Source organism: Lederbergia lenta NBRC 16444 (assembly GCF_001591545.1).
Classification (GTDB): domain Bacteria; phylum Bacillota; class Bacilli; order Bacillales; family Bacillaceae_C; genus Lederbergia; species Lederbergia lenta.
The window spans coordinates 50,028-76,034 of sequence record NZ_BCVC01000007.1 but is presented as its reverse complement, the minus strand read 5'-3'; the positions used below and the strand labels follow the sequence as shown (position 1 = coordinate 76,034).

The 26,007-nt window shown below is 36.4% G+C and carries 27 protein-coding genes and 1 pseudogene; 21 read left to right on the top strand and 7 right to left on the bottom strand.

Annotated features, from left to right (window positions below; all coding sequences use genetic code 11):
• Positions 1 to 264: 264 nt before the first annotated feature.
• Positions 265 to 1,314: a 2,3-butanediol dehydrogenase gene (locus BLE01S_RS16890; protein WP_066145051.1), complete on the top strand. Its 1,050-nt coding sequence runs from the start codon at positions 265 to 267 to the stop codon at positions 1,312 to 1,314.
• A 226-nt stretch (positions 1,315 to 1,540) separates the two neighbouring features.
• Here BLE01S_RS16890 and BLE01S_RS16885 read toward each other — a convergent pair whose 3' ends face one another.
• The gene (locus BLE01S_RS16885) at positions 1,541 to 2,644 is read right to left on the bottom strand and encodes a glycerol dehydrogenase (protein ID WP_066145049.1); all 1,104 of its coding nucleotides are present in this window, start codon (positions 2,642 to 2,644) and stop codon (positions 1,541 to 1,543) included.
• Between the two features lie 443 nt (positions 2,645 to 3,087).
• On the opposite strand from BLE01S_RS16885, the gene BLE01S_RS16880 reads away from it, so the two are divergent.
• Complete coding sequence (locus tag BLE01S_RS16880; protein ID WP_066145047.1) at positions 3,088 to 3,525, top strand: Dps family protein; 438 nt, start codon at positions 3,088 to 3,090, stop codon at positions 3,523 to 3,525.
• A gap of 122 nt (positions 3,526 to 3,647) precedes the next feature.
• Here BLE01S_RS16880 and BLE01S_RS16875 read toward each other — a convergent pair whose 3' ends face one another.
• Complete coding sequence (locus tag BLE01S_RS16875) at positions 3,648 to 3,902, bottom strand: hypothetical protein (protein WP_066145045.1); 255 nt, start codon at positions 3,900 to 3,902, stop codon at positions 3,648 to 3,650.
• Positions 3,903 to 4,192: 290 nt separating this feature from the next.
• Here BLE01S_RS16875 and pdxR point away from each other — a divergent pair, with 290 nt between their 5' ends.
• Positions 4,193 to 5,632: a MocR-like pyridoxine biosynthesis transcription factor PdxR gene (pdxR, locus tag BLE01S_RS16870; protein WP_066145043.1), complete on the top strand. Its 1,440-nt coding sequence runs from the start codon at positions 4,193 to 4,195 to the stop codon at positions 5,630 to 5,632.
• A 326-nt stretch (positions 5,633 to 5,958) separates the two neighbouring features.
• Complete coding sequence (locus tag BLE01S_RS16865) at positions 5,959 to 6,591, top strand: FMN-dependent NADH-azoreductase (protein WP_066145041.1); 633 nt, start codon at positions 5,959 to 5,961, stop codon at positions 6,589 to 6,591.
• 269 nt (positions 6,592 to 6,860) lie between these two features.
• On the opposite strand, the gene BLE01S_RS16860 is transcribed toward BLE01S_RS16865, so the two are convergent.
• Both BLE01S_RS16860 and BLE01S_RS21445 read right to left on the bottom strand, forming a co-directional pair.
• Positions 6,861 to 7,415 carry a DUF420 domain-containing protein gene (locus BLE01S_RS16860; protein ID WP_066145039.1) on the bottom strand — a complete coding sequence of 185 codons (555 nt, stop codon included), beginning with the start codon at positions 7,413 to 7,415 and terminating at the stop codon, positions 6,861 to 6,863.
• A gap of 162 nt (positions 7,416 to 7,577) precedes the next feature.
• Positions 7,578 to 7,949: a DUF4181 domain-containing protein gene (locus BLE01S_RS21445; protein ID WP_369691412.1), complete on the bottom strand. Its 372-nt coding sequence runs from the start codon at positions 7,947 to 7,949 to the stop codon at positions 7,578 to 7,580.
• A 340-nt stretch (positions 7,950 to 8,289) separates the two neighbouring features.
• Between BLE01S_RS21445 and BLE01S_RS16850 the strand changes: the two genes are divergently transcribed.
• The 11 genes and pseudogenes from BLE01S_RS16850 to hxlB all read left to right on the top strand — a co-directional run bounded on the left by BLE01S_RS16850 (position 8,290) and on the right by hxlB (position 18,696).
• Entirely contained in the window at positions 8,290 to 9,327 is a 1,038-nt protein-coding gene (locus tag BLE01S_RS16850; protein WP_066145035.1) for a metal ABC transporter solute-binding protein, Zn/Mn family, read from the top strand.
• A 143-nt stretch (positions 9,328 to 9,470) separates the two neighbouring features.
• The gene (locus tag BLE01S_RS16845) at positions 9,471 to 10,664 is read left to right on the top strand and encodes a GTP-binding protein (RefSeq protein ID WP_066145033.1); all 1,194 of its coding nucleotides are present in this window, start codon (positions 9,471 to 9,473) and stop codon (positions 10,662 to 10,664) included.
• A 21-nt stretch (positions 10,665 to 10,685) separates the two neighbouring features.
• Positions 10,686 to 10,781: pseudogene (gene rpmG / locus BLE01S_RS20540) on the top strand (50S ribosomal protein L33); the annotation flags it as partial.
• 258 nt (positions 10,782 to 11,039) lie between these two features.
• Positions 11,040 to 12,275, top strand: a complete 1,236-nt coding sequence (locus BLE01S_RS16840; protein WP_066145031.1) for an MFS transporter — start codon at positions 11,040 to 11,042, stop codon at positions 12,273 to 12,275.
• A gap of 292 nt (positions 12,276 to 12,567) precedes the next feature.
• A complete protein-coding gene (locus BLE01S_RS16835; protein WP_066145029.1) occupies positions 12,568 to 13,350 on the top strand; it encodes a sugar phosphate isomerase/epimerase family protein in 783 nt (260 codons plus the stop codon).
• Positions 13,338 to 14,297: a sugar kinase gene (locus tag BLE01S_RS16830; RefSeq protein WP_066145028.1), complete on the top strand. Its 960-nt coding sequence runs from the start codon at positions 13,338 to 13,340 to the stop codon at positions 14,295 to 14,297. Before BLE01S_RS16835 ends, BLE01S_RS16830 begins: the two co-directional genes overlap by 13 nt.
• A 1-nt stretch (position 14,298) precedes the next feature.
• Positions 14,299 to 15,588 carry an MFS transporter gene (locus tag BLE01S_RS16825; protein WP_066145026.1) on the top strand — a complete coding sequence of 430 codons (1,290 nt, stop codon included), beginning with the start codon at positions 14,299 to 14,301 and terminating at the stop codon, positions 15,586 to 15,588.
• Between the two features lie 71 nt (positions 15,589 to 15,659).
• Entirely contained in the window at positions 15,660 to 16,295 is a 636-nt protein-coding gene (locus BLE01S_RS16820; protein ID WP_066145024.1) for a bifunctional 4-hydroxy-2-oxoglutarate aldolase/2-dehydro-3-deoxy-phosphogluconate aldolase, read from the top strand.
• A gap of 136 nt (positions 16,296 to 16,431) precedes the next feature.
• On the top strand, positions 16,432 to 17,445 hold the full coding sequence (locus tag BLE01S_RS16815; RefSeq protein WP_066145021.1) for a substrate-binding domain-containing protein: 1,014 nt from the start codon (positions 16,432 to 16,434) through the stop codon (positions 17,443 to 17,445).
• 77 nt (positions 17,446 to 17,522) lie between these two features.
• The gene (gene hxlA, locus BLE01S_RS16810) at positions 17,523 to 18,131 is read left to right on the top strand and encodes a 3-hexulose-6-phosphate synthase (protein ID WP_066145019.1); all 609 of its coding nucleotides are present in this window, start codon (positions 17,523 to 17,525) and stop codon (positions 18,129 to 18,131) included.
• A gap of 16 nt (positions 18,132 to 18,147) precedes the next feature.
• Positions 18,148 to 18,696 (top strand): 6-phospho-3-hexuloisomerase, encoded by a 549-nt coding sequence (gene hxlB, locus BLE01S_RS16805; protein ID WP_066145016.1) that lies wholly within the window; start codon positions 18,148 to 18,150, stop codon positions 18,694 to 18,696.
• Between the two features lie 90 nt (positions 18,697 to 18,786).
• Here hxlB and BLE01S_RS16800 read toward each other — a convergent pair whose 3' ends face one another.
• Together BLE01S_RS16800 and BLE01S_RS16795 are read right to left on the bottom strand one after the other, a co-directional pair.
• Positions 18,787 to 19,677: an EamA family transporter gene (locus tag BLE01S_RS16800; RefSeq protein ID WP_066145014.1), complete on the bottom strand. Its 891-nt coding sequence runs from the start codon at positions 19,675 to 19,677 to the stop codon at positions 18,787 to 18,789.
• A gap of 57 nt (positions 19,678 to 19,734) precedes the next feature.
• Positions 19,735 to 20,145 carry an ATP synthase subunit C-like protein gene (locus tag BLE01S_RS16795; protein ID WP_111703407.1) on the bottom strand — a complete coding sequence of 137 codons (411 nt, stop codon included), beginning with the start codon at positions 20,143 to 20,145 and terminating at the stop codon, positions 19,735 to 19,737.
• Between the two features lie 322 nt (positions 20,146 to 20,467).
• Here BLE01S_RS16795 and BLE01S_RS16790 point away from each other — a divergent pair, with 322 nt between their 5' ends.
• The 3 genes from BLE01S_RS16790 (at position 20,468) to BLE01S_RS16780 (ending at position 23,053) form a co-directional block, all read left to right on the top strand.
• The gene (locus tag BLE01S_RS16790; RefSeq protein WP_174521744.1) at positions 20,468 to 20,998 is read left to right on the top strand and encodes a methylated-DNA--[protein]-cysteine S-methyltransferase; all 531 of its coding nucleotides are present in this window, start codon (positions 20,468 to 20,470) and stop codon (positions 20,996 to 20,998) included.
• An 87-nt stretch (positions 20,999 to 21,085) separates the two neighbouring features.
• Positions 21,086 to 22,210 carry an N-methyl-L-tryptophan oxidase gene (gene solA / locus BLE01S_RS16785; protein WP_066145009.1) on the top strand — a complete coding sequence of 375 codons (1,125 nt, stop codon included), beginning with the start codon at positions 21,086 to 21,088 and terminating at the stop codon, positions 22,208 to 22,210.
• 99 nt (positions 22,211 to 22,309) lie between these two features.
• On the top strand, positions 22,310 to 23,053 hold the full coding sequence (locus BLE01S_RS16780; protein WP_066145007.1) for a YqjF family protein: 744 nt from the start codon (positions 22,310 to 22,312) through the stop codon (positions 23,051 to 23,053).
• A 79-nt stretch (positions 23,054 to 23,132) separates the two neighbouring features.
• Here the strand turns inward: BLE01S_RS16780 and BLE01S_RS16775 are convergent, their stop codons facing one another.
• A complete protein-coding gene (locus BLE01S_RS16775; protein ID WP_066145145.1) occupies positions 23,133 to 23,498 on the bottom strand; it encodes a DUF1259 domain-containing protein in 366 nt (121 codons plus the stop codon).
• A 386-nt stretch (positions 23,499 to 23,884) separates the two neighbouring features.
• Between BLE01S_RS16775 and BLE01S_RS16770 the strand changes: the two genes are divergently transcribed.
• The 3 genes from BLE01S_RS16770 to BLE01S_RS16760 all read left to right on the top strand — a co-directional run bounded on the left by BLE01S_RS16770 (position 23,885) and on the right by BLE01S_RS16760 (position 25,745).
• A complete protein-coding gene (locus BLE01S_RS16770; protein WP_326255778.1) occupies positions 23,885 to 24,496 on the top strand; it encodes a superoxide dismutase family protein in 612 nt (203 codons plus the stop codon).
• 198 nt (positions 24,497 to 24,694) lie between these two features.
• Positions 24,695 to 25,063, top strand: a complete 369-nt coding sequence (locus BLE01S_RS16765; protein ID WP_231955891.1) for a CidA/LrgA family holin-like protein — start codon at positions 24,695 to 24,697, stop codon at positions 25,061 to 25,063.
• On the top strand, positions 25,056 to 25,745 hold the full coding sequence (locus tag BLE01S_RS16760; protein ID WP_066145001.1) for an LrgB family protein: 690 nt from the start codon (positions 25,056 to 25,058) through the stop codon (positions 25,743 to 25,745). The genes BLE01S_RS16765 and BLE01S_RS16760 overlap by 8 nt, the downstream gene beginning before the upstream one ends.
• Positions 25,746 to 26,007: the final 262 nt, after the last annotated feature.

Here is a 26,007-nt window from a genome sequence, read left to right as displayed (position 1 = left end):
ACCAAGCTTCTTGGACATAATTATCTTTAATTATCACCTATAGTGGTGGAAATTAAAGATAATTAAAAAACATACAAATGCAGTTTCATTTATGCAGACAACAAGTTAGTACTCTTTACTTTTTACGCAAACCTTTAGAACACGAATTATAAAATTACCTCAGGCAAATTATTATACTCCTATAATAATAGGAGTATAATGAATATTAAGAGATATCCACTTCTAGATACCTCAAATCATAAGAAAATCAGGAGGAGTTTCATTATGAAGTCAGCAGTATGGTATGGAGAAAAAGATATTAGAATAGAAGAAAAAGAATTAAAGACATTAAAAGAAAATGAAGTAACAGTACGTGTTGCGTGGGCTGGTATTTGCGGTAGCGATCTACATGAATATCAAGAAGGGCCTGTCTTTGTACCGGCTGAAAAAGCAGATCCATTAACAGGTGAAATTGCACCTATTATCATGGGGCATGAATTCGCGGGTGTAATTGAAAAAGTTGGCTCACAAGTAACTAAATTTAAAGTAGGTGATCGCGTTGCGATCAACCCTACATTAACATACGGCAACAAACCAGAAGATATCGATGCTTATGACGGCTTCAGTTTCATTGGCTTACACGGAGATGGTGGGTTTACGAGTTTTGCAAATGCTCCAGAATCTAACGTATACCTTCTTCCAGAAACGTTAAGTTTACAGGATGGCGCATTAGTAGAACCAATGGCTGTTGCTGTACAAGCTGTTAAGGAAGGTCAACTTCAGTTTGGGGATACTGTAGCCGTATTTGGTGCGGGGCCAATCGGCTTATTAAATGTAATTGCTGCAAAAGCAGCTGGTGCAAGTAAAATCATTGTGTTGGATTTATCGGAAACACGTCTTGAAAAAGCGAAAGAATTAGGCGCTACACACATCGTTAACTCTGGTAACGAAAATGCAGTAGAAGCTATTCGCGCAATTGTTCCGGATGGGGTGGATGTAACATTTGAAGTTGCAGGCGTTGCACCAACATTCAAACAAGCTATCGATGCGACAAAAGCTCGCGGCACGATGGTCATTGTATCTATCTTTGCAAGACCAATCGAATGGAACCCAATACAATTGACAAATACGGGTGTTAAAATAACATCATCCATTGCATATACACCAACTACTTTCCAACAAACTGTAGATTTAATGGGGACAGGTCAACTACAACCACAAGGGATTATCACATCTCAAATTCAATTGGATGACATCGTCGAAAAAGGCTTCGAAGCTTTAACAAACGATAAAACACAAGCGAAAATTCTTGTTGAATTAAGTGGCGAAAAATAATTAGGAAATACTTAATAGATAAAGCAGGTGAAGAAAAACGAGTCGTTTTACTTCACCTGCTTTTATATATTTAATAACTTTAAGTGTTGAGTGACCTTTTTAGACACCTGTGGTTCTCTGAGTGTTTAGTTACAGAATAATACTGACATCCTGTATAGAGATTTTTCATTTATAGAATAGAAAATAGAAGTAGCTTTCAAATTTTAGTATGTTTTCCTGTAATTATTTAATCATGATAATATTCTGCTAATGCATTTGCGGCAATAATAGCTTGATACACATCATCAGGAGTAACTGGGTGTGGCATATTCCCCATCGTGTCTCCTTCAGCACAAGCGTCTTGTGCTACTTTTCTCCATTCCTTTTCTCTAAATTCATCAAGCCCAAGATCATTTAATGTTAACGGTAGTCCAACTTCTTTGATAAAATGAATGACCGTTTTGATTTCCTCTTTTGGTGCACTTTCCAAAACAAGCTGTGTAAGCAAACCGAATACTACTTTTTCTCCATGTTGTGCTTGATGGAGTGAAGGGACAGCAGTCATTCCATTATGAATAGCATGGGCGGCAGCTAAACCGCCAGCCTCAGCACCAACACCACTTAAGTAAATGGTAGCTTCAATTGTATGTTCAACAGCTGGAGTAGAGATTCCTTTTTCAACAGCAACTTTAGCTTGAGGACCATATTCTAAAATTGTTTCATAACACATCTTTGCCAAACCTAATCCAGCAAGAGATGGTTTTAAGTTAACTAGATTATCCCCGTTTTTGCGATAACATGCGCGTGCTTCGAAGTAAGTAGCAAGAGCGTCACCAATTCCAGCTACAAAGAAACGAACTGGTGCTGCTGCTAAAATATTCGAATCGGCTATTACAACGTCTGGATTTTCTGGTAAGAATAGATATTTATCAAAGGAGCCATCTTCTTTATAAATAACAGCAAGTGCAGTACAAGGTGCATCTGTTGAAGCGATAGTAGGAAAAATGACAACAGGTAAGTGTAGGTAGTAGGCTGTTGCTTTTGCAGTATCTAAAGTTTTTCCGCCACCAATACCAACAATAACATTTGCATCCGATTTTCTAGCTCCCTCTTGGTGTCTATCAATTTCTTCTTGAGTAATTTGATTATTAAATTTAACAAATTCACTTTTTTGTCCAGCAGCTTCAAAGGACTTACCAGCTTCATCCGTTGCTCGCTCTAGAATAAACTCATCACAGATGACATAAGGGTGATCTCCATATATTTTAGTATACGTAGATAAGTCTTCTAATAAATTTTTACCTACAATAAATTTCTTTGGTGATGTAATTGATTTTACGGATTTTGTCATTTTAATCAATCCTCATTTCATTCTTAGTAATATTAAATACAAACAAATTGTTGAGAAAGGTGAATCTAAATATGGTTCATGACTATCATTTCCTATGATTGAAAACATTAAACAAAAGTCAGCAGTTTCCACAGATTAGATGAACCACCTATTATCAAAAGATCTTCCCCTCAAAGCGTTGTTGCTGTCTCTTTCACACTCGTGTATGTAGAACAACTTTTATCAAACTAAAACGCCAGTGAAGGTCTTTGATTGATTCACTGAATTGTTGAGAGGCTTTTTTCTAGCCCTAGTGTAAGGAGTCTGGAGTTTTTGCTGTTTCATTTGTGTTTTTCTTAACTTATAAATAGGATAAAATCCAAATTATAATAATTATCATTTGGTATTGATTATCATGTTATATGTGTTATAATAAGTGTAAGATCAATAGAGGGGGTTTTTTTATGGAAAAGTTACATACAGCATTAAATGTTCAAATTGCAAATTGGAGTGTTCTTTACACGAAACTTCACCGTTATCATTGGTTTGTTAAAGGGCCGCAATTCTTCACCCTTCATGAAAAATTCGAGGAATTATATAATGAAGCAGCTAGCGCTGTTGATGAGGTAGCAGAAAGACTTCTCGCAAGTGGTGGAACACCTGTTGCAACGATGAAGGAGTATTTGACCATTGCCACTTTAGATGAGACAAAAGAAGAAAGCAATGCCAATGAGATGGTCTCAAACCTTGTAGATGATTACAAGCATCTAAAAGAAGAATTAAAGGTATTAGCAGAACTTGCAGATCAACACGGTGACGATGTAATTAATGATCTCGCTGTTGGGTTATTAGTTAAACTCGACACACATATTTGGATGCTATCTGCTTACTTAGGAGAATAACGGAAACTTGAAGAAGAGTCAGTGATTTATATCACTGACTCTTCTTTTTTTATTATTAGACCTTATTGAAAAAAGGTGAGAAATGACAGGGGTTCTTCACCAAAATATTTATTTTCGCTGATCTAGTAAAAGAAAATTCCAAGACAAACTAAAATTGTGACTAGGGCTAAACCTACATAAATCCATGATAATGATTTAATGTTCACGCGCATCGAACTAGTTTCATATTCATGAGATCTCTTTAGCTCGTTTTCAGCTGTATCCTTTTTTTCTTCATAATCTTTGAGTTGAGAACTAATATCTTTTCCGACTAATAATGTTCCAACTAGTGCTAAAATACTTACCAAAACTGCGGCGAGAATTAAAAATGCAGTCATAATATTCACTCCTAAAGTAAAAGATTACAGGTTTTCGAGCCAACTATTTGTGGCTTTATACTTGCTTTTGAAAAAAGTGTATAATTAATATACATCTGAATGGAAGAATCAGGATGCTTAACCCTTGATAATAATTATGGTGGTAACAGATCTTCTTTCCATCATAATATAAATTTAATCTTTTTCACCATCCATTCCATTCTTTTTTTCACCATCCACTTCCGTTTTTTATTGAAAAGTGGTTGATAAAAGTATCGTTGTATTCTGGAAATATCGGAGGGAATGTTGAAATGGAGTGGAAGTTGGACCGAACAATAAAGAAACCTATATATAAACAGATCGCAGATTTTATTGAGCAGGGAATTTCTACAGGGGCGTTTTCACAGGAAAGTATGCTGCCATCGGAGCGCATACTTGCGAAAGAATTAGGTGTGAACCGAAGTACGATTGTGGCCGCATATGATGAGCTTCAGTCACTCGGTATCGTTGAGCGAAAGAAAGGAAGCGGGACCCGTATAAGCACGGACATTTGGGGAGTTTCTCACAAGCGTATTCCGAACTGGGGGCGTTACATGGAAGACGGCTCTTTCTTGCCTAATTTGCCGTTTGTACAACGCATTCGTACTGAAATTAGAAGAAACGATGTGATCAATTTATCAAGCGGTGAATTATCACCCACTCTATGGCCAAGTGAACAATTCCGCACGATCTTTACAAAACACCCATTTACGGAGCCTCTTGGGTATGATCATCCAAAAGGAAATGCGTCACTTCGAGAAACAATCTCTGAACATGTAAGAGAATACAGAAATATAGATATTCCATCTTCATCGATATTAATTACGTCTGGTGCTCAACAAGCACTTCATCTCATTGTCCAATGTTTATTAAAGTCTGGTGATTCGATTGCGATCGAAGACCCTTCTTATTTTTATTCATTACCGCTTTTTCAATCGGCCGGTTTAAAAGTATATTATCTACGAGTTGATCAAGATGGTGTTAATCCCGACGATGTAGTTGAACTATATAGGAAACATAGAATTAGAATGATTTTTTTGAATCCATCTTATCAGAATCCTACAGGTGCAAGTCTGCATCCATCACGTCGGAAAAAAATACTTGATATATCATCAGAACTTGGTATTCCTATTGTAGAAGATGACCCATATTCACTTATATCATTTAATGGGGACAATGGTACGACACTAAAATCAATGGATGAAAACGGTAATGTCCTTTATATTAGCTCTTTGTCGAAGATTGTTACTTCGGGCCTGCGGATTGGCTGGGTAATCGGCCCGTCAAAAGTAATAGATCGTCTGGCAGATGCAAAACAACAAGTGGATTTCGGTCATAGCATTTTTCCACAGTGGGCTGCCAATGAGTTTTTAAAGGATCCATATTTTGATGCGCATATATCTATGCTTAGAGGCGAACTGGAAAAACGGTGTGATGAAATTGTCAAAAGTTTAGACGAATATTTACATGGAGAAGTAGAATTTAATCGACCTAAAGGCGGGATACATATATGGTGCAGATTTAAATCAGTGTTTAATGAAAAACAGCTTCTGGAAGAATCAATGAGAAGGGGCGTTTCATTCGTTCCTGGGAGTGTCTATGGATCTGGAAAAGGCTATGTTCGTTTTACTTATGGAAGAGGTGAAATGAAGTTCATTCGGGAAGGGATTTCAAGATTTGCTGATGCATTGATAGCATGTAAGCAACAATAAACTATAATCGTAGGTAAGGGAAGGCATCTTTCTATCTGTATACTAATCAACGTATATAAATAGAACAGCTGCCTTCTCTTTTTAATGATAAATTCCTAATGGAAAGCCTTCAATAGCATGTTATCAAGTGAAGCAGACATCGCGATGTTAAAAATAATGATTGTTATCGAGAAATGATCCAATCTCTCCGTCTATCTAAAGAAAGAATATACAACGTTTTTAAATGGATAGAAAAATAATAGAAGAGTAGTTGACATTAATCATCAATTAATATAGTATGAATTAAGGATAATTAAATAAATGATTACTAAAGGAGATTCACATATATGAACGTATTAGTAGTAAAGGCAAATAACCGTCCAGCTTCAGAAGCTGTATCAAGTAAAATGTATGAAACATTTATGGAAAATATAGAAGGTGTAAATGTCACAACTTATGATGTTTTTGCTGAAGATATGCCTTACCTTGGCCAAGATTTATTTAATGCTTTCGGTAAAGTAGAATCAGGCGAGGAAATGACAGACATGGAACAACGCATTTTAGCTGCAAAACAAAAAGCAATGGATGCATTAACAGCAGCAGACATCGTTGTATTCGCATTCCCATTATGGAACCTAACAATTCCAGCTAAATTACAAACATTCATCGACTATGTGTATCAAGCAGGTTTCACATTCAAATATGACGAAAATGGTCAAGCAGTTCAATTGATGACTGACAAAAAGGCTGTCATCCTAAATGCACGTGGTGGTATTTATTCAACACCAGAAGCAGCGCCGATGGAAATGGCTGCTAACTATATTAAAAACGTTGCCGGCGGTGTATTCGGTATGGAAATCATCAATGAAGTTATTATTGAAGGCCATGCAGCAGCACCAGATCAAGCAGAAGCAATTATTGCTGAAGGGTTAGAGAAAGTGAAAGCTGTAGCAAAAGAATTATCAGCAGTTTTAGTTTAATTTTTATTTAGCCATTCTTTAGAAAAGACCATTCGTAAGCTTACTGAACTTATGAATGGTCTTTTTGTGAAATTTTGATCATCTTAGCGTATATTTCCTAAATTCTTTGCATTAGTATTGTCACTTCATGCGTAATAGAGGTAATTTCTATCAAACTTATTAAAAAGCTCCCATCTCAGCAAATGATGCTAAGATGGGAGCTTTTTCTGTTTATACTTTTGTTCCACTTGCTTAACCCATAAAATACAAAGAATCCTAAAGTATTAAATTTAATAGTAAGGCGAGATCAAAATATAAACCAAAACACCGGTTAAGCTGACATATAGCCAAATTGGCATTGTCCAGCGAGCGATTTTTTTATGGCGTTCATTTTCCATATTCCAAGCCCGTGCAACACTTGTAAGTGCAAGTGGAACGATTGCTGCTGCTAGTAAGATATGTGTAATCAAAATAAAATAGTAAAAGCCTGCCATAAAACCTTCACCACCATACGGAGTAGAAGGGGCTAAATAATGAAAAGCGACATATGTTACGAGAAATAGTGATGTTGTTACAAATGCCGCATAAATAAAACGACGATGAATCTTTACGTTTCGCTTTAGAATGGCAATCAATGCTCCGACTAAAAATAAAAATGTAAAGCTATTGAGAATCGCATTAATGAGAGGAAGGATCGTCACATCGAATGCATCAAAGTCATCAACACCCTGCATGCCAGAAAGAACACCGATCGCACCAATTAGGATGATAGAGATCGTTATGATTGCTGGTTTATAATTACGTTTTTTATTACCAAATACTGCATTGCTACTATTATTTAACATTCTATACGCTCCATGAAAATATTATATAATCTACAAATGTAGTGTATCATAACTATTTCCTTTATAGCGGGTGTTCTTACAAGTTTCACAGTCTTTTCGATATTTACGTTAGCAATAAACAAATCACCCTAGTGAATCCTTGAAGAAGACGCAGGGACAAACTCACCAATAGATATTGTAGACAATGGCACTGACCCCGATATAGAGCAGGATTATAGTAGTATTTACCAACTTTACGATCCACAAATTATCTTTGCGGGCGACCTTCCATTCCACGAAAGTTCGTAACAATGAAATGATAAAAAAATAGCTAAGTATGGTAAACATCCATCTCCCGTCACCAAAAAGAATCGCATTTTTATTCTTTAACAAAAGAAAGAAGGCGAGGGTAATTATAGCTTCCAGCACCAAGTGTAAATTATGACGATATTGATAATAACGCCCTTTTGGTTCTTGAACTATCCAATTCTTTCTAATGAAACTGTCAGTAACTATTGAAATTATTCCAAAGATAATTCCGGTAATAATAATCATCTTATACAAAATATTTTCGCTCCCTGTTCGGTCTTGTTGATGAAGTTCTAAAATATAGCTATCTTCCACCTTGTTGAAATTTAGTTATCAGAACTCATAAAATAGTTAGCTAGTTAATATATTAACATGTAAGTTTTATTTTTGGAGCGTTTAGAAAATAAATTTAAATGTTATTCTGTTCGCTAGAAAGAAATACAGTCTTTTCAACTTTACAGTTAATAAACAATGCAGGACATTAAAAAAGTATAGAAATACTATTGCTTTTTTTATAGAAATAATGTAAGATTTTTTCATAGTTCAAATCGTAATCATTACGATTTAGTTTAAGGAGGTATTATATATGAAAAATAAGCTTTATTTATTATTCACCGTTTTTATACTTATTCTTGCTGGTTGTCAAAATAACCAAACAGAAAAAGTAGGGAAAGAAAGCAAGAAAGAAAAACTGGATGTATTCACAACCGTCTACCCACTAGAATACATTACAAAACAAATTGGAGGTAACAGTGTAGATGTTAAATCTATTTACCCTCCAGGAGCTGATGAGCATACATATGAGCCAACCCAAAAAGATATGATGAAGCTAGCGGATTCAGACTTATTTTTATACATCGGTCTCGGTCTGGAAGGTTTTGTGGAAAAATCAGAATCTATACTAAAGAATGAACATGTAACAATGGTTGCTGCGGGGGAAAACCTTCCTATTATGGATCTGAACGAAAATGAACATGCTCATACAGAAGCTGATCATAGTCATGAGGAAGAAGCGGGAGAACATGAACATGTGGATGGTAGTGATGAAGAGCATGAGCATGAGGAAAATGAAAACGATGATCATGATCATCATGATCACGGAGATATTGACCCTCATGTATGGATGGATCCAAAGCTAATGAAAGAGCTTGCTATGAACGTATTAGGTGCTATGACTGAAAAAATGCCCGATCAGAAACAGACCTTTGAAAAAAATTACCAAGATCTTGTAAAAGAATTAGATGAAATTGATCTCCAAATTAGTGAGGTAGCTGAGAAGGCAAAACGTAAAAAAATAATTGTGCCCCATGCAGCCTATGGGTATTGGGAACTTAGATATGGCATTGAACAAATCGCAATCTCTGGCATCTCATCTACTAGTGAGCCTACACAGAAAAAGTTACAGAGTATCATTGATACCATTAAACAAGAAGAAGTTCCATATATTTTATATGAGCAAAATATTCAATCCAAACTTGCTGATGTAGTACTTGAAGAAACAGGTGTGAAAGCTTTGCATATTCACAATCTTGCCGTTTTAACAGAGGATGATTTGAAAAATCAGGATGATTATATAACTCTGATGAAAAGAAATATTGAAGTATTAGAAAAGGCACTAAATTAAATAATACTAGCTTTTTTTTAGGTTTTAAATCGTAATGGTTATTATTTGTAGTTGGAAACATGAAGGATTGCAACAGATGCAAATGGATAGAGAAAATTCAGATGAATAATATTCAATAGGTTTAATAATAAGGTGGGATACTAATGGGAAAAAGGATACCTGTGACAGTATTAAGTGGATATTTAGGATCAGGGAAGACAACACTTCTAAATCATATATTAGCAAATAAAGAAGATAAAAAGATTGCTATCATTGTAAATGATATGAGTGAAATAAATATCGATGCGGAATTGATTAAACAAGGTGGATTTTCCCGTACGGAAGAGAAAATGATAGAACTACAAAATGGCTGCATATGTTGTACACTTCGGGAAGATTTAATGATTGAAGTTGAGAAACTAGTGAGAGCAGGAAATATTGATTATATTGTGATTGAATCAACAGGTATATCAGAACCGATTCCCGTAGCACAAACATTTACGTTGGAGGACGAAACGATTGGGGTTCATTTGGCAGAAATCTGTAGGTTGGATACAATGGTGACGGTCGTGGATGGCAATCGTTTTTGGGCTGATTTTGCCTCTGGAGAAACTCTTTTGGATCGTAAACAAGCAATGGATGAAGTAGATACAAGGGAAGTGGTAGATCTACTCATTGATCAAATTGAATTTGCAGATGTAATATTACTAAATAAAACTGATTTGATCGATGAAGAAGCGACTCAAGAACTAATTTCCATTATAAAAAAGTTGAATCCACGCGCCAAACTATATGTAACTTCGCATGGGGAAATCTCATTAGACAAGGTATTGAATACACATTTGTTTGATTTTGAATCTGCGAGCCAAGGAGCGGGCTGGATAAAAGAGCTAAATGAGGAACATATACCTGAGACGGAAGAGTATGGTATTACTTCTTTTGTTTATAAAAGAAATCGTCCATTTCACACAGAAAGATGGACTAATTGGTTGAATGATTGGCCAGAAGATATTGTACGTGGAAAAGGGTTTTTCTGGGTTGCGACGAGAAATAACATGGTTGGATTAGTATCACAGGCAGGTCCATCTGTTAGCGTTCAAATGGTAGGTGAGTGGGTTGCCTCCTATCCTGAAAAAATAAGAGATGAAATACTAAGCCGAGAACCTGAACTAATGGTAGAGTGGGATGAAAAATATGGGGACAGAAAGACAGAACTGGTTATGATCGGTTTAAACTTGAATCAGGAAGAGATCATTCAATCACTTGATTCTTGCTTACTAACTGATAAAGAAATGGAACAAGATTGGTCCAAGTTCATTGATACGTTTCCTTCAATGGAAGCGGAAAGTATACATTAAGAGTTTTGGAGTTGAGATAAGATGAGAGTGAATATTACTTTGGCATGTGTGGAAACAGGAGATCGCAATTATATAACTACAAAGAATAAGCGTAATAACCCAGAGAGGTTGGAACTGTAAAAGTATTCGCCAAGATTAAAAAGAGTTACGTTGCATAGGGAAGTTAAATAATATTAAAATGGCTGTAGACAAGTGAGGAATAGACTTTGTCTACAGTTTTTCTATAAACAATTCGGAATTTATCCATGCAAATAGGACAATAAATTAGGAGATCGAAAATGCTAGACGAAGTATATTAATACTGATAGTATAGTGTAGGTCTGTATGAAAATTCACATAATGGTGGAAAGCGTACGCCTACATAGGAGAATAATGATGAAAAAACTTATTTGGATTGCTTGTCTTATTTATTGCTTAAATGGTTTTGGCCATATAATTATTGGAACCGTTTTAGAGCCTATGGTTCACTCTTATGGCATTGATTATCGAGACGGTGGGCAGTTGATTATGAACCAATTTTTAGGATTTCTAGGAGGGGTTTTAATTGCTCCACTGATTGTAAATTCAATTGGTCGCAGGATGACAATATTTATTGCTTTACTTAGTTTCGCTATTTCTCAATTTGTACTTAGCTTTCTCCCAAATTGGGATGTGTTGTTAATTACCGCTCCGCTCGGAGGGGCAGGGATTGGGATTGCTGAAACTGTTGTAGCAGCTCTTATCATCGGCTATTTTAAAGAGAAAAAGGCAACGACGCTTATACTTGCTGAGGTCTTTTTTGGAGTAGGTGCGTTAGTCATTCCTATTATTTCAGCTATTCTCATTACAAAAGGTATGTGGAATGCTTCGTTTACAATAGTAGCTGTGTTAACTACAATGACAATGTTATTATGGCTATTTATGTCATTCGGTGAGTTTGACTCTATTTTAAAAAAACAACCAAAAATACGAACGGTCGATGGAGAAAAATCTGTAAAAAGGCGTTATTCCCGTAAACAAATTCCGATTGTTGCATTTGGTGCCTTCTTTTTCTTTATGTATGTTGGAACGGAAATGACTCTACCCAACTATTTGCCAACAATATTGAGTAAAACAACAGATTTAGATGCTTCATCTTTGGCCTTAAGTATTACTGTATTTTGGGCAGCGATGACAGTTGGGCGGGTTGCTATGACGTTCATTATTGATAAAATAGGCTATACTAAACTTTTTATTATTTGCTGTATCGGACAATTTATCAGTCTTTTTATGTTCGCAAATTCAACATCCGTTGCCTTTAGTTTTATTTCCATCTTTTTAACAGGCTTGTTAATGGGAGGAATATTCTCGATCGGATTATTGCTTGTAAATGAAACTTCATCAGGTTTAGAAGAATGGACGACAAGCTTGCTCGTTGCCATGGGTGGATTAGGTGGCGCATTTTTACCGAGAGTTGCAGGAGAATTAATTGATCGCTATTCGATCACAGTTACTTTATGGTCTCTTGTTCTATGTGCATTCATATTATTGAGCTTAATGATAGTTATCTTCTACTTTAGAAATAAAGCGAGCAAATTGCCTGGTGTACATGTTGCAGATAAACAAGAAGAAAATCCTAGCGGAGCGATATAATAAGAGCATGTATAATATAAAAACAAAGATTCTATCAAAAGACTCATAGAATCTTTGTTTTTTTACTTCAAATGAGTTATGGACCTAAAGTCTATTTTACTAGTATGAAAAAACTAACCCTTCTTTTCGAATGCAAAGTTTACAATGTAAACACAATCTCATTAACTTTAGTCGATTAAAGTTAGGAAAAAACACCTATCTTTTAATATATTATTGAAAAGCGCTTCCAAAGAGTTTATACTTTTACTAAATCGATTTACTAAACCGGTTTATTTAAAGAGAGGAGTTAAAAATGAAGAGTGTCATTATTCCATTAAATGCATTTGATATAAATGCAGTATTAAAGAATGGTCAAATATCCTTTATTAAGTTAATTGCTGAATCTGGGGCATATGGGGTGGAAGTTAGAAGGGAGCTATTTTCTAATGGTAACTACCCATTAGAGCTGCTAAGGAAAGAGATTGAAAACCATTTATTATTCACTGTCTATTCGGCCCCCATTGAACTATGGAAACAGGATGGTACTTTGAATAGGGAAGGGCTAGAACAAATCTTTCAGGAAGCTAGCCGATTGGGAGCGAGTTGGGTAAAAGTCTCCTTGGGACATTATATAGATAAAATTTCAAATTTAGATGAACTAAAACAATTTCTTAATACTAAAGATCAATTAAAGTTACTCGTTGAAAATGATCAGACACCTTATGGTGGAAGTATAAGGAATGTAAAAGTATTTATTGAAAAGGCTTTCCGTATGGGAGTTCCTGTAAATATAACTTTTGATATGGGAAACTGGGTATTTACGAATGAAAATGTATATGAAGCCTTGGCTGAATTAAAAGATTATATAGTGTACATACATCTTAAAAGTGTCGTCCAAAAGAATAAAAGACTTATAACTCTCCCACTGTCACATGATTTAGATGCCGAATGGCGGAAGATCGTTCAGCATTTTTCGTGGGATCTTCCTAAAGCGCTCGAGTTTCCGATAGAGTCTTCAAAACAATTAAATGAATATATCAAGATGGTGGGAAATAATAAAGATTACGAGGAAGGTGATTTGATATGCAAAAGTTAGATGTGGTGACATTTGGAGAAGCAATGGCAATGTTTATGGCAGAAACTCCTGGACCTCTTCATGAAATTGAGCACTTTACAAGGGAACTCGCAGGAGCTGAAACAAATGTAGCAATTGGTCTTTCTAGGCTGGGGTTAAAGGCTGGTTGGGCAAGTAAAGTAGGATCAGACGCATTTGGTCAATTTATTATGAAGAGGCTTACTGAAGAAAATGTAGATTTAGAACATGTGTATACGGATGAGCGATTTCCTAGCGGTTTCCAGATAAAATCCAAAGTCTTAACAGGGGATCCTGAGGTGCAATATTTCAGAAGAGGATCTGCAGCAAGTTTTATGGGAGTAGAAGATTTTCAAAAAGAATATTTTAGTAATGCTCGGCACTTACATATGACTGGTATCCCATTGGCTATTTCAAGTCACACACGAGCATTTGCATATGCTGCTCTTTCACATATGAAGGAAATTGGGAGAACAGTTAGTTTTGACCCGAATTTAAGACCGACTTTATGGACGTCGAAACAGGAAATGATTGAAATAACGAATAAAATTGCGCAAAAGGCTGATTATGTTTTACCAGGTATTTCTGAAGGGGAGATTTTAACAGGATTTAACACTCCGCAAGATATTGCCTCTTTTTATTTAGATAAAGGGGTGAAACTTGTAGTAATTAAACTTGGCGATAAAGGTGCTTTTTATAAGAGTGGCATAGAAGAAGGCGTAGTGAAACCCTACGAGGTAAAGGAGGTTATTGACACAGTCGGTGCGGGTGATGGTTTTGCTGTTGGTCTAGTCAGCGGGCTTCTTGAAAATCTTTCATTGCAGGAAGCAGTTCTACGTGGAAATGCAATCGGGGCATTGGCTGTACAATCAGCAGGAGATAACGATGGATACCCTAACCGTCAACAATTAATTGAGTATATGAAAATACCAATACAAGAGGTGAATTAATATGAAGCAAACAATTGCGAAACAAAGGTGGATTCGTCTTATACCAATCGTTTTTATTACATATAGTCTCGCATATCTTGATCGGGCTAACTATGCATTTGGTGCAGCCGGAGGCATGGCTGAAGATTTAGGTGTTACACCGGGCATATCATCTTTGCTTGGCTCTTTATTCTTTCTTGGTTACTTCTTTTTCCAAGTTCCCGGTGCGCATTACGCGGAGAAAAAAAGCGCTAAAGTGCTAATTTTCTGGTCCCTGATTGGGTGGGGCGCTCTTGCGACTGCGACAGGGATGGTTTCAAATATCAACTTATTGATTGTCATTCGCTTTATGCTTGGTGTTGTTGAAAGTGCTGTCATGCCAGCGATGCTCGTATTCTTAAGTCATTGGTTCACAAAAGCAGAACGCTCTCGCGCAAATACTTTTTTAATACTCGGCAATCCAGTAACCGTTCTTTGGATGTCTATTGTCTCTGGATATTTACTTGAAGCATATGGTTGGAGATGGATGTTCATCATTGAAGGACTACCAGCAATCATTTGGGCATTTATCTGGTGGAAGCTTGTTATTGATGAGCCGAAAGATGCAAAGTGGTTAAGTGCTCGAGATAAAGCTGATCTTTATGCTGAACTAGAAAAGGAACAGCAAGGAATTAAACCAGTGAAAAATTATGGTGAAGCATTTAGATCACCAACCGTCATACTGTTGTCGTTGCAATATGCATTATGGAGTGTAGGTGTTTATGGGTTCGTCATGTGGCTTCCTTCCATTATAAAAGCCGCGCCAAATATGGACATCGTTAAAACAGGATGGTTATCTTCTGTCCCATATATACTAGCAGTTGTTCTAATGCTAACAGCTTCGCATTTCTCAGATAAGATGCAAAATAGAAGATTATTTGTATGGCCATTTCTTCTTATTGGAGCTATTGCATTTTATGGTTCCTATTTAATTGGTACGAGTAATTTCTGGCTAAGTTTTGTTTTGCTTGTTATAGCGGGTGGAGCAATGTATGCACCGTATGGTCCATTCTTTGCCATTATTCCAGAAATTTTACCTAGAAATGTTGCAGGAGGAGCAATGGCATTAATTAATTCAATGGGCGCATTAGGTTCATTTGCCGGAGCATATCTAGTTGGTTATTTGAATGGAGCTACTGGAGGCTTTGGTGCTTCCTATGTATTTATGGCCGGTTCCTTACTGATATCTGCTATTTTAACTATTATCGCAACTAAGAATAAACGGAAAGAAAATATAGAATCACCAAGTAAACTACGAGCTAGCGCATTATAAAAAGTAATCGTTTTAAAAGGAATAGGATTTTTTATCCATTGCAAAAAACGATTAAAGAAAGGGAGATAATAATGGGAGTAACCGAGATTAAAAATAGAGGTGTCGTGGCAGTTATTAGAGGAGCAACACCAGATTCCATTATACAGATAGGAAATGCGTTGAAAGAAGGCGGTGTTACAGCAATAGAGATCACGATGGAAACTCCGCAAGCCGCAGCGGTCATTGAAGCAGCCACTGTTTATTTTAATCAAGATGTTCTTGTAGGGGCTGGAACTGTTCTTGATGCTGAGACAACAAGGGTAGCGATCTTAGCAGGTGCAAAATTTATCTTCTCTCCAACTGTAAATAAAGAAACGATCACAATGGCTAAACGCTATGGGGTGATCAGTGTACCTGGGGCATTTACCCCTACGGAAATATTAACAGCCTATGAGTATGGTGCTGATTTAATTAAAGTTTTTCCAGCTGGAACAGGCGGTCCGGATTACATAAAAAATATTAAAGGACCATTACCTCATATTCCACTAATGCCGACAGGTGGAGTTGATTTAGATAATACAGGGGATTTTATTAAAGCCGGAGCAGTTGCGGTGGGAGTGGGAAGTACACTAGTTAATACAGAATCTAAATTAACAGAAGAATATCTGCTAACTATAAAGAATAAAGCGGCACGGTTTATTGAAGAAGTAAAGAAGGCGAGAGAATAGCAACAAAGCGTTAACCATGATTATAATTCCTACTCTTTTTCACAAACTTGTACCTCTCTATTCTGAGAAATAGTGGATTAATACGTTTGCAGCCTATAATATAGAGTTACAAAGCAAGTGGAAAGAGGAAGATAATATGTCAAGAGTAACAATGGCTGACGTGGCTAATGAAGCAGGGGTTTCTAAGAGCACCGTTTCACAATTTATTAATAAACGTTATGAATATATGGGAGAAAATACAAAGAAAAAAATTGATAAAGCTATAAAGGAACTAGGCTACCAGCCTAACTACCTTGCGAGAAGCTTAAAACAGAAACGCACGTCCATGATAGGCGTAATTATAGCAAATATTATGCACCGTTTTTCAACGGAAGTAAGCCGTTCCATTGAGGATTTTTGTCATAAGCATAATATGCACGCAATCTTATGTAATGCAGATGATGATCCAGAAAAAGAAAAGAAATATATAGAAGTACTTCGTGCAAAGCAAGTAGATGGTTTAATTATTTTTCCTACTGGAAAAAATATTGAACTATATGAAAAAATGATAAATGAAGATTATCCCGTAGTTTTCATGGACAGAAAGATAGAAGGATTACAAGCAAATGTAGTAATAGCTGGAAATAAGGAAGCTACTTATGAAGCTATTAACCACTTTTTAGAAAACGGTCATAACAAGATTGCTATAGCAACACCACCATTGAATATTAGCCCTCGGATTGACAGACTGAATGGTTATAAGCAGGCATTGCATGAAGCTGGTATTCCTCTCGAAAAAGAATATATGGTTCATTCCGAGATAAAAAAAATGAAAAATGAACTCGAAAAACTTTTTAATCTTCCAGAGCCACCAACCGCTTTATTAGCGGGGAACGATCTTGTATTTCTTGAAATTCTGGAGTTTTTCAAAGAAAAACAAATAAAGGTCGGAATAGATACGGCATTAATTGTTTTTGATAATCTTCCATTTGCCCATCTAACAGAGACTCCCGTAACAACGATTGCTCAGCCGGGATATGAAATGGGACAAAAGGCTGCAGACCTATTAATTAAGAAAATTAATAGTGAAAAAAAGGTACAAGACTTTAATGATTATGTTTTTCCATGTGAATTAATTATTAGGGAATCTTCCCAATCAGAAAACAAATAAATCATCAATGCCTTTCAATCTGAAGTTGAAAGGCATTGAATTAAATGTTACTAAATCGATTTAGTTAGGGTGATACAATGAAGATTCAACTAGCCTTAGACCGCCTAACAATTAGAGAAGCTATCCAGATAGCCAAAAGTACCGAATTATACATTGATATGATTGAAGTAGGCACATCATTAATAAAAGAGTATGGCGTAACAAGTATATCTGCATTAAAAGAAGTATTTCCTCATAAAACCATTGTAGGTGACATAAAAACAATGGATAATGCTACTTATGAATTCGATTTATGTTTTGAAGCTGGAGCAGATATAGCTACAGTGATGGGGGTGGCTCCATTATCTACAATAGAGGCATGTTTGGATCGAGCAAAAAGGCATGGAAAAACCGTAATGATTGATTTATTAAATACAACGGATGAGCAAAAAGAAGCTCTATACGAGTACAAAGAAGCGATATTTTGTGATCATATTAGCAAAGACGAACAAGAACTGGCAGGGAAAAAGGTAAATGAAGTGAGCTTTAATGATTCACTAAAATGGGCAGTCGCTGGAGGAATTACAACAGATTCCCTTAAAGGAATGGAAGAACGAAAACCTGATATTTTGATTATAGGTTCTGCGATTACAAAAGCTGAACAGCCAGAAGAAGTGGCAAAAATATTCAAGGAAATAATAGGATGAAGGAAGGCTAGATGTAATGGATCAAATAGAAACAATTCTTACAGAAATCTCTTCTGTACTCAAGGAGAGTAATACCCAGGACGTAGATATGATTGTTAAAGAGTTGGGGAATGGAAATAGAATATTTGTGATCGGAGAAGGACGTTCAGGCTTAATGTCAAAATCATTTGCTATGAGACTTATGCATCTAGATGCTGAAGTATATGTGATAGGTGAAACCATTACACCAGCAATATCAGCAGGGGACGTACTTATTGCTGTATCTGGTTCAGGAAATACAAAATCTGTTATCTGGACTGCAGAAAAGGCACAGTCTATTGGCTGCCCAGTTATTGCAGTTACTACAGATACGGAATCTGAACTAGCTTCATATGCTTCCTTGATCCTTCATGTCCCGGCTGCGACCAAATATCGAAAAGAAGGGGAACAAGCAACCATCCAACCGCTTGGTTCATTATTTGATCAATGTGCTCATATTCTCTTTGATCATATTTGCCTAACATATGCGAATTCAAAGGAAATTAGTAATGAACAAGCATTTTTGAAACACAGTAATATGGAATAATGTCCTTAGTTTAATCCATATTCACCAACCGATACTAATGTTTACATAGTACTAGGTCTCTCATTATTTTTAAAAGAGAGACCTATTGGTTTAAGTAACCTTTTTTATTCTAAGTAATGCGGCATTGCCGAAAGCAATTCCTACTAAAATGAAGACCACTCCACACCATTGGGAAATAGCCACTTGCTCCCTTAAAATGGTAGCAGACATGATTACGGCGATTGGCAGCTCTGATGCTGATAAGATCGTTCCTAGTCCTGGTCCTACATATGGCATGCCAATTGAAAATAACAAAGGTGGTAATATGACTCCAAATAAACCAAGTAATGAAGCATACGGTGCTAATTCAAGTAGTGTAGAGAAGTGAAATATAAACAATGGTGGAAACAGTATCATCACGATAAATAAAGCCCCTGTCGAAAGAAGCGCACTTTTAAGAATGGGAGGAGTATTGTTCCCAACTGCTCCGCTTACCAAAATAAAAACTGAAAATGTGCAAGCAGAAAGCAGTCCCCACACTATGCCGACTAAAGAGAATTGTCCCGAGCCATTTCCAATAAAACCAGCTGCTAACACGGAACCGAAGAGAAGAACAATAATAGCAATGATTTTGCTTCGGTCAGGCCTCTTTTTATAAAAAACCCATTCAATAACTGTCCCAATCCAAACAAATTGAAATAAAAAAATAATAGCAAGAGAAGCATCTACTGTTTGTAATGATTTATAGTAAAATATGCCTGTTAAACCCATTGGGAAACCAGAAACAATAATCTTTAGTATTTGAATTTTATCTATCAAAATCTTGTTTTTCCTAGTAAAAAGAAAGACCAACCATATGAAAAGGGTCCCGAATAAAAATTGCCCTCCTGTTACTTCTGCCATAGAAAAACCAGCAGCATAAGCTAGCTTAACGAAAGTCGATAAAACACCGTAACAACATCCACCTAAAAAAACGATGATTGCATATTGCCAAATTTTCATAAATACCCTCTTTTCTAATCAAATAAAATAGGGAGAGAGATAAACTCCAACCCTACTTTATTTCGGAAGTAACAATAAAAGACCTATAAGTGAAACGATAGGAAGGCTAAGTGTCAACATAACTCCTATGAAAGCCAATGTAGTAACGATGCCCTTTGTTTCTTTAGTTACATCCACCTTTGTTTGCAGAAATATAAAGAAAGGAGCGAAAGCCATGGATAATATAATGATGATAGCAGGTAATAATAAATCACCCATTAATGCGACAGGTTGACTCATAATAAATCCAAAGACAATTAGTATAATCGGAATAACCTCGGCAATTGCCACTCCAACAAAAAACTTCGATTGTAAGGCATTACGGTCCTCGGGTGCTCGCTTCACCTTATCAATGAACATCTTAAAAACTATTAAAATAGAAATAACAGCAAGAACAGAACCAAACATAAACAAATAAGCAGCTGACAATGAAATACCCTCCAGTTCTTTTACCGATTTAATTAAAGTAAATATCATGCTAATTTTATGATCGCCAGTATAAATATAATCACCATTGATTATACCGTACTGTTCTATTGATTTAAATCTATTATCCGTAAATCAAATGATTAACATAACATCAAATAGACTCATGAATAACGGTAAATGGTCTCAATGTATTGACAAGTACGGTGTATAATTAAAGACTAGATGAGTAAGTAAAGGTACATGCCTAATTCTATTTGAAGAGAAGTTGGGATTCGCACTAGCAGGCTATTGAAAGACATATAGATAAAGGAGTGGGAGAGCGCTGATGGTTAAAAAAGAACAAGTCATTGAATGGTCCATTTTAGAATATGACCTAGGACAATTATATATAGCCAAGACTGAAAAGGGACTTTGCTATATCGGTTCACCTGGGCAGTTGTATGAAGAGTTTGAAGCATGGATACAGAAGCATTTTCCGAAAGCAATCCTTATTGAAAAGCAGGAAACATTGAAACCATATTTATCTGAACTACGTGAATACTTTGAGGGAGATCGACAGTCATTCTCCTTGCCTGTAGATATAAAAGGTACGCCGTTTCAAGAAGAAATTTGGGAAGCATTAAAGCAGATTCCTTACGGAAAAACATACTCCTATTCAGATATAGCGGAAATGATTAAAAGGCCGAAAGCAGTCCGTGCGGTTGGATCGGCGATTGGTGCAAACCCAGTACTTATAACGGTGCCATGTCATCGTGTGATTGGAAAAAATGGGGCAATAACTGGTTATCGCGGAGGCACAGAAATGAAGCGATATTTACTTCAATTAGAAGGAGGCACACAAAAAAATACTTGAAAACTTTGGGTGTATCGAACTCATGCAGTAAAATTAGAAGAGATAAGTATTTTGGAAATATTTTATTAGTAAAGAGGTGTGTATTATATGGATGCAGAAGTAGCGGTAATTGGTCTTGGGACAATGGGTAGTATGGCAATGTGGCAACTTGCTCGAAGAGGTGTTTCCGTTTTAGGCTTTGAGCAGTTTGGGATTGGACATGATCAGTCAGCTGCCGGAGGGGAATCACGACTTTTTAGGACCGCATATTTTGAAGGTGCTGAATATGTGCCATTGCTTCAAGAAGCATTTAGTCAATGGAGAGAACTTGAACAAGAATCTGGCTTTAACCTACTTACTATTAATGGTGGTCTGATGATTGGTGACCCTGAAAGTGACTTCATAAAGTCGGTGATGAATAGTATTCAAATGCATCAGCTTGACCATGAAGTGCTCGATGAAAAAGCAGCGAAAGAACATTTCCCGCAACATCGTTTACTACCAGGAGAAGTGATGGTTTTAGACAAGCAAGCTGGATTTCTACGTCCAGAGCTTTCTGTTTTGGCGGCGGTTCAATCCGCTGAAAAACTCGGAGCAACTGTACAAAAACATGCGCAAGTTCAAGAGATCATCCCCGATGAACACGGTGTGAACATCAAAGCCAATGATGCGTATTATCGAGTGAAGAAAGTCATCATAACAGCCGGTCCTTGGACTGGGACTTTACTTCCAGAGCTTCAAAAGCAACTAACAGTTCAGAGATTAGTGATGACATGGTACCCTATATTAACAGAAAAGAAGTTTGATATTGATCAATTCCCTACATTTATCAGGATGAGCCGTGATATCACTTTTTTTGGGGCACCAACGTTAGACGGTAGCATGGTAAAGGTGGCACTTGGAACTTTTTATGGACAAGTAGATGATGCTAGCGCACTTGATCGAAGTGTAGACGTCCAAAGTCTACAAAAGGTAAATTGTGCAGTGAGTCAATTAATGTCAGGTTTACATCCGGCACCGAGCCGTGTAAGTGCTTATATGGATGCATATACACCTGATAATGATGCTATTGTTGGTATTCATCCCCAATTTAATAATACGGTTGTACTAGGTGGCTTTTCGGGGCATGGTTTTAAAATGGCGCCAATTTTTGGCCAAATAGCCGCAGATCTTGCCACAACTGGAAAAACGGATTATCCAATCGATCATTTATCATTAGCTAGATTTTTATAAAAATACAATGAATATTCATTTTGCATAGCTCCGCCCTTTTTACACAAGTATAAAATTGAGTGAAGGAGGGGAAAAGAAAGAAAAAGGGGGGGAGACTTCATGCATAAAGAATTTTATGAAACAGAACAGCGCCCATTTCCATTGCCACATAAACCATGGGTGATGACACAAACTTGGAATAATTTATTATTCAGTCATTGGCCTGTGCCCTCAGTTCTAATAAAAGATCTTGTTCCATCTTCTTTAGAAGTTGACCTTTATAATGAGACTGCTTGGATAGGGATTATTCCCTTCTATGTAAATCATATGAGGTTTCGTGGATTGCCTAACATACCTTATTTACACTCCTATTTGGAGTTAAATGTACGCACCTATGTTACCTATAAAGGAATACCAGGCGTTTATTTTTTTAGTCTTGATGCCAATAAATGGATGAATGTAATTGGAGCAAAAATAGGTGCATTGCTTCCTTATCGATATGCCACAATGGATATGAAAGTAGAAGATCATACAGTTCACTTTCATAGTGAACGAAAGTATTCCACAAATCCGAAGATAATTTTAAACCTCACCTATCGACCTACCTCTGACGTCTATTTACCAAACTTCGATAGTCTGGAATATTGGCTATTTGAACGCTATTGTTTCTTCACAGCTAAAGGAAAGCATCTATATCGTGGTGACATACATCATGATCGCTGGCGAGTAAGTGATGCGGAAATATCTTTGTACGCCAATTCTATGGCTCCCTTTCTACCAGAACATTATATTGAAAGTCAGCCACTTGTACACTATTCTACAAAAAAACAAGTCTTCGCTTGGCCGCTTAAAAAGTTGCGATAAATTAAATTTTTAAGCGGCTGAAATACATATGAAGTCCCCAATGAGCATTTTCAGCGATTGTAGAAATTGAAAAGCGATATTATTTCACTGGATAGCTATTTAAAAATGAAAAGGAATGAGCTAACTTTTTGGCAAATTGCAATGGAGGTTCAATAGATTGAAGATGAATGTACATAATCAATGGGTTCATGTATAACCAATGATTATGTAAGGCACTAACAATAATTCCTTGTTGGACAATAGAGTGCGTGAAACCTGGAATCTCTTCTTGTAAAATGGCAATTTCCGCTAAATTTAAAGCATTACCATTTTGATCTAGTGATTCAAATAAAACATCAGCTGGTACAACAGTTGTACTTGGACGCCCTTGAACAGTTACCTTCATATTACGGTGTAGAGATACAGAACAAACCCCTTTGTCTATCGAACTTATGCCATTAAGGATAGTGGCAAATTGGTCACATAAAGAATGAGCACTATTTAGTAGGCTCGTGCATGAATGATCGGATGTACATTTACAATGCTCTCCACACCGGCAATGAAAGTTATCACAGTGCGGATTAGGACAAGATGTTGAAATTGCTTGCTGGCTTTGTGCATATCTGTTAAACATATTTATTCAAAGGCCCCCATTCATCTTGCTAATATTAGTAATGATATTCATCCCTCTTTATAAGGTTCTATTTTCTCCATAAATAACCATGTTTTTTGAATAGATTTCCCTAAAACTTAACCAGGACCTAGGAACGATAATGGGTAATTAATGTTTAAATAAACGTTTATTGAGAAAATAGATGATATAAAGACACAAAGTAGAAAGAGGGAGAGATATTGAAAACTAAGGTCTTTTTATCATTTATTATCGTTTTTCTTTTAGGAGCCTGTGGGACTAAGGATATGGAAGTAGAAGATCAGAAGAAATTAAATGAAGAAACTTCATTAATAAATGAAAATAATAAACAGGAAGATTTAGATAAGGCTGATCAGACGACAGATACATTGATGGTAGAGTTGAAAAACACGAAAGATGAAAAAGTGGGCACTGCTGAAATAAACCAAGGATCAGAAGGAGTTTTGATCGATCTAAGCGTTACTGATTTACCACCAGGATTGCATGGTTTTCATATTCATGAAATTGGGAAGTGTGAAGCTCCGACTTTTGAATCAGCAGGAGGACATTTTAATCCAACAAATGCCAAGCATGGTATGGACGAAACGGAAGGTCCACATGCAGGAGATTTACCTAATCTTGAAGTAGGAGAAGATGGGAAAGTAGATTTAGAAGTGATAGCGGAGAATGTTACTTTATTAAGTAATGAACCAAATTCATTATTAGGTCCCGAGGGAACAGCTTTAGTAATACATGCTACGGAAGATGACGGAAAATCTCAGCCATCTGGCGACTCAGGTGATCGCATAGTATGTGGAGAAATTGGTCAATAAAAAGGACTATCTAATCAAGCAAATAAAGCCAGTGTCAAAATGACGCTGGCTTTATTATGGACAGGGGTTTAACGATTATTCAAGGTCAAAATTGCTTTGCAGCGGACAAGTAGTTCGGCAATTCACAGTCTGCGAAAGGATAATCTGATTTGTGTATAATGAAAGGGGGAAAATGTTACATAGATAGGAGAACGGACGTTGGGAATTTTAAAAGTCGTAATTCAAATTACCTTTTTATTCATTTTGTATCGAGCTGGTATATCAATTCAAGAAACATTTCACTTGAGTGTTCCTGGAAGCATCATTGGTATGCTCCTTTTATTCCTTTTATTATCAATGAAAATTGTAAAAGTGGAGTGGATAGAAAAGGGAGCATTATTATTAATTAAATATCTTCCATTGCTATTTCTCCCCATCACAGTAGGAGTTATTACGTTTTTTGATGTATTTATAGGGAAAGGTTTTTTCATTATTGTTATTGTGTTAATCAGTACTACCCTCGTAATGGTTAGTTCCGGGTTGATTAGTCAATTTCTGTTGAAAGAAAAGGTACAAGAACATGAATGATGTATTAATTGGTATGCTCGCCATCATTTGTACACTAATTGTTTTTTTCTCTTCCAAGTGGTTAAGTATAAGATACCCACACCCTTTAACAATACCGATATTAATTTCTACTATTGTTATTGTTGCGGGATTGCTTTTCTTCCATATATCGTATGATACATACTTTATCGGTGGTCAATGGATTGACCGCTTTCTAGGGCCAGCGGTAGTAGCACTTGCCTACCCACTTTATCAACAAAGAATTATCTTGAAAAAGAATGCCATACCTATAATCATCGGGGTCATTTGTGGTTCCTTTATTGGTGTATTAAGCGGATTGATCATGGGAAGATGGCTAGGTTTAGATCGTCTGATTATTACATCGCTTCTGCCTAAATCAGTCACTTCTCCGGTGGCAATGGATATTGCTCACACAATAGGCGGTTCTCCTGCATTGGCTGCAGTCTTAGTGATGTTTGCAGGTATAAGTGGAGCCGTAATGGGTCCATCTTTGCTGAAGTGGGCACGTGTTCATCATTATTTAGCAAAAGGTGTTGGTATGGGAAGCGCATCACATGCGATTGGAACGGCAAAAGCAATGGAGAGTGATATAAAAGCGGGAGCTGTAAGTACAGTTGCAATGGTACTAAGTGCAATCATTGTTTCTATCATTACGCCATTGCTCGTTATTCTTTTTATGTAATAGAGAGAAAGCCATTCTTGATTATCAACAACAAGAGTGGCTTTTTCTTCTTTAGTAGATCTTTTTCATCATTTGTTCAATAATTTGTAATAGTTACATAGAACATAGTGAAAAAAATTAGGTATACTATGTGTATAGAATATATTTGTAACAAGCTAAATCTTTTTTTACACTCACTTGTGAAATTATTCACAAGTTGATAGCAATACTTTATTTGTATGCCTCACATAGTAAATTTTTAAAATAACTTGTGAAAATATTC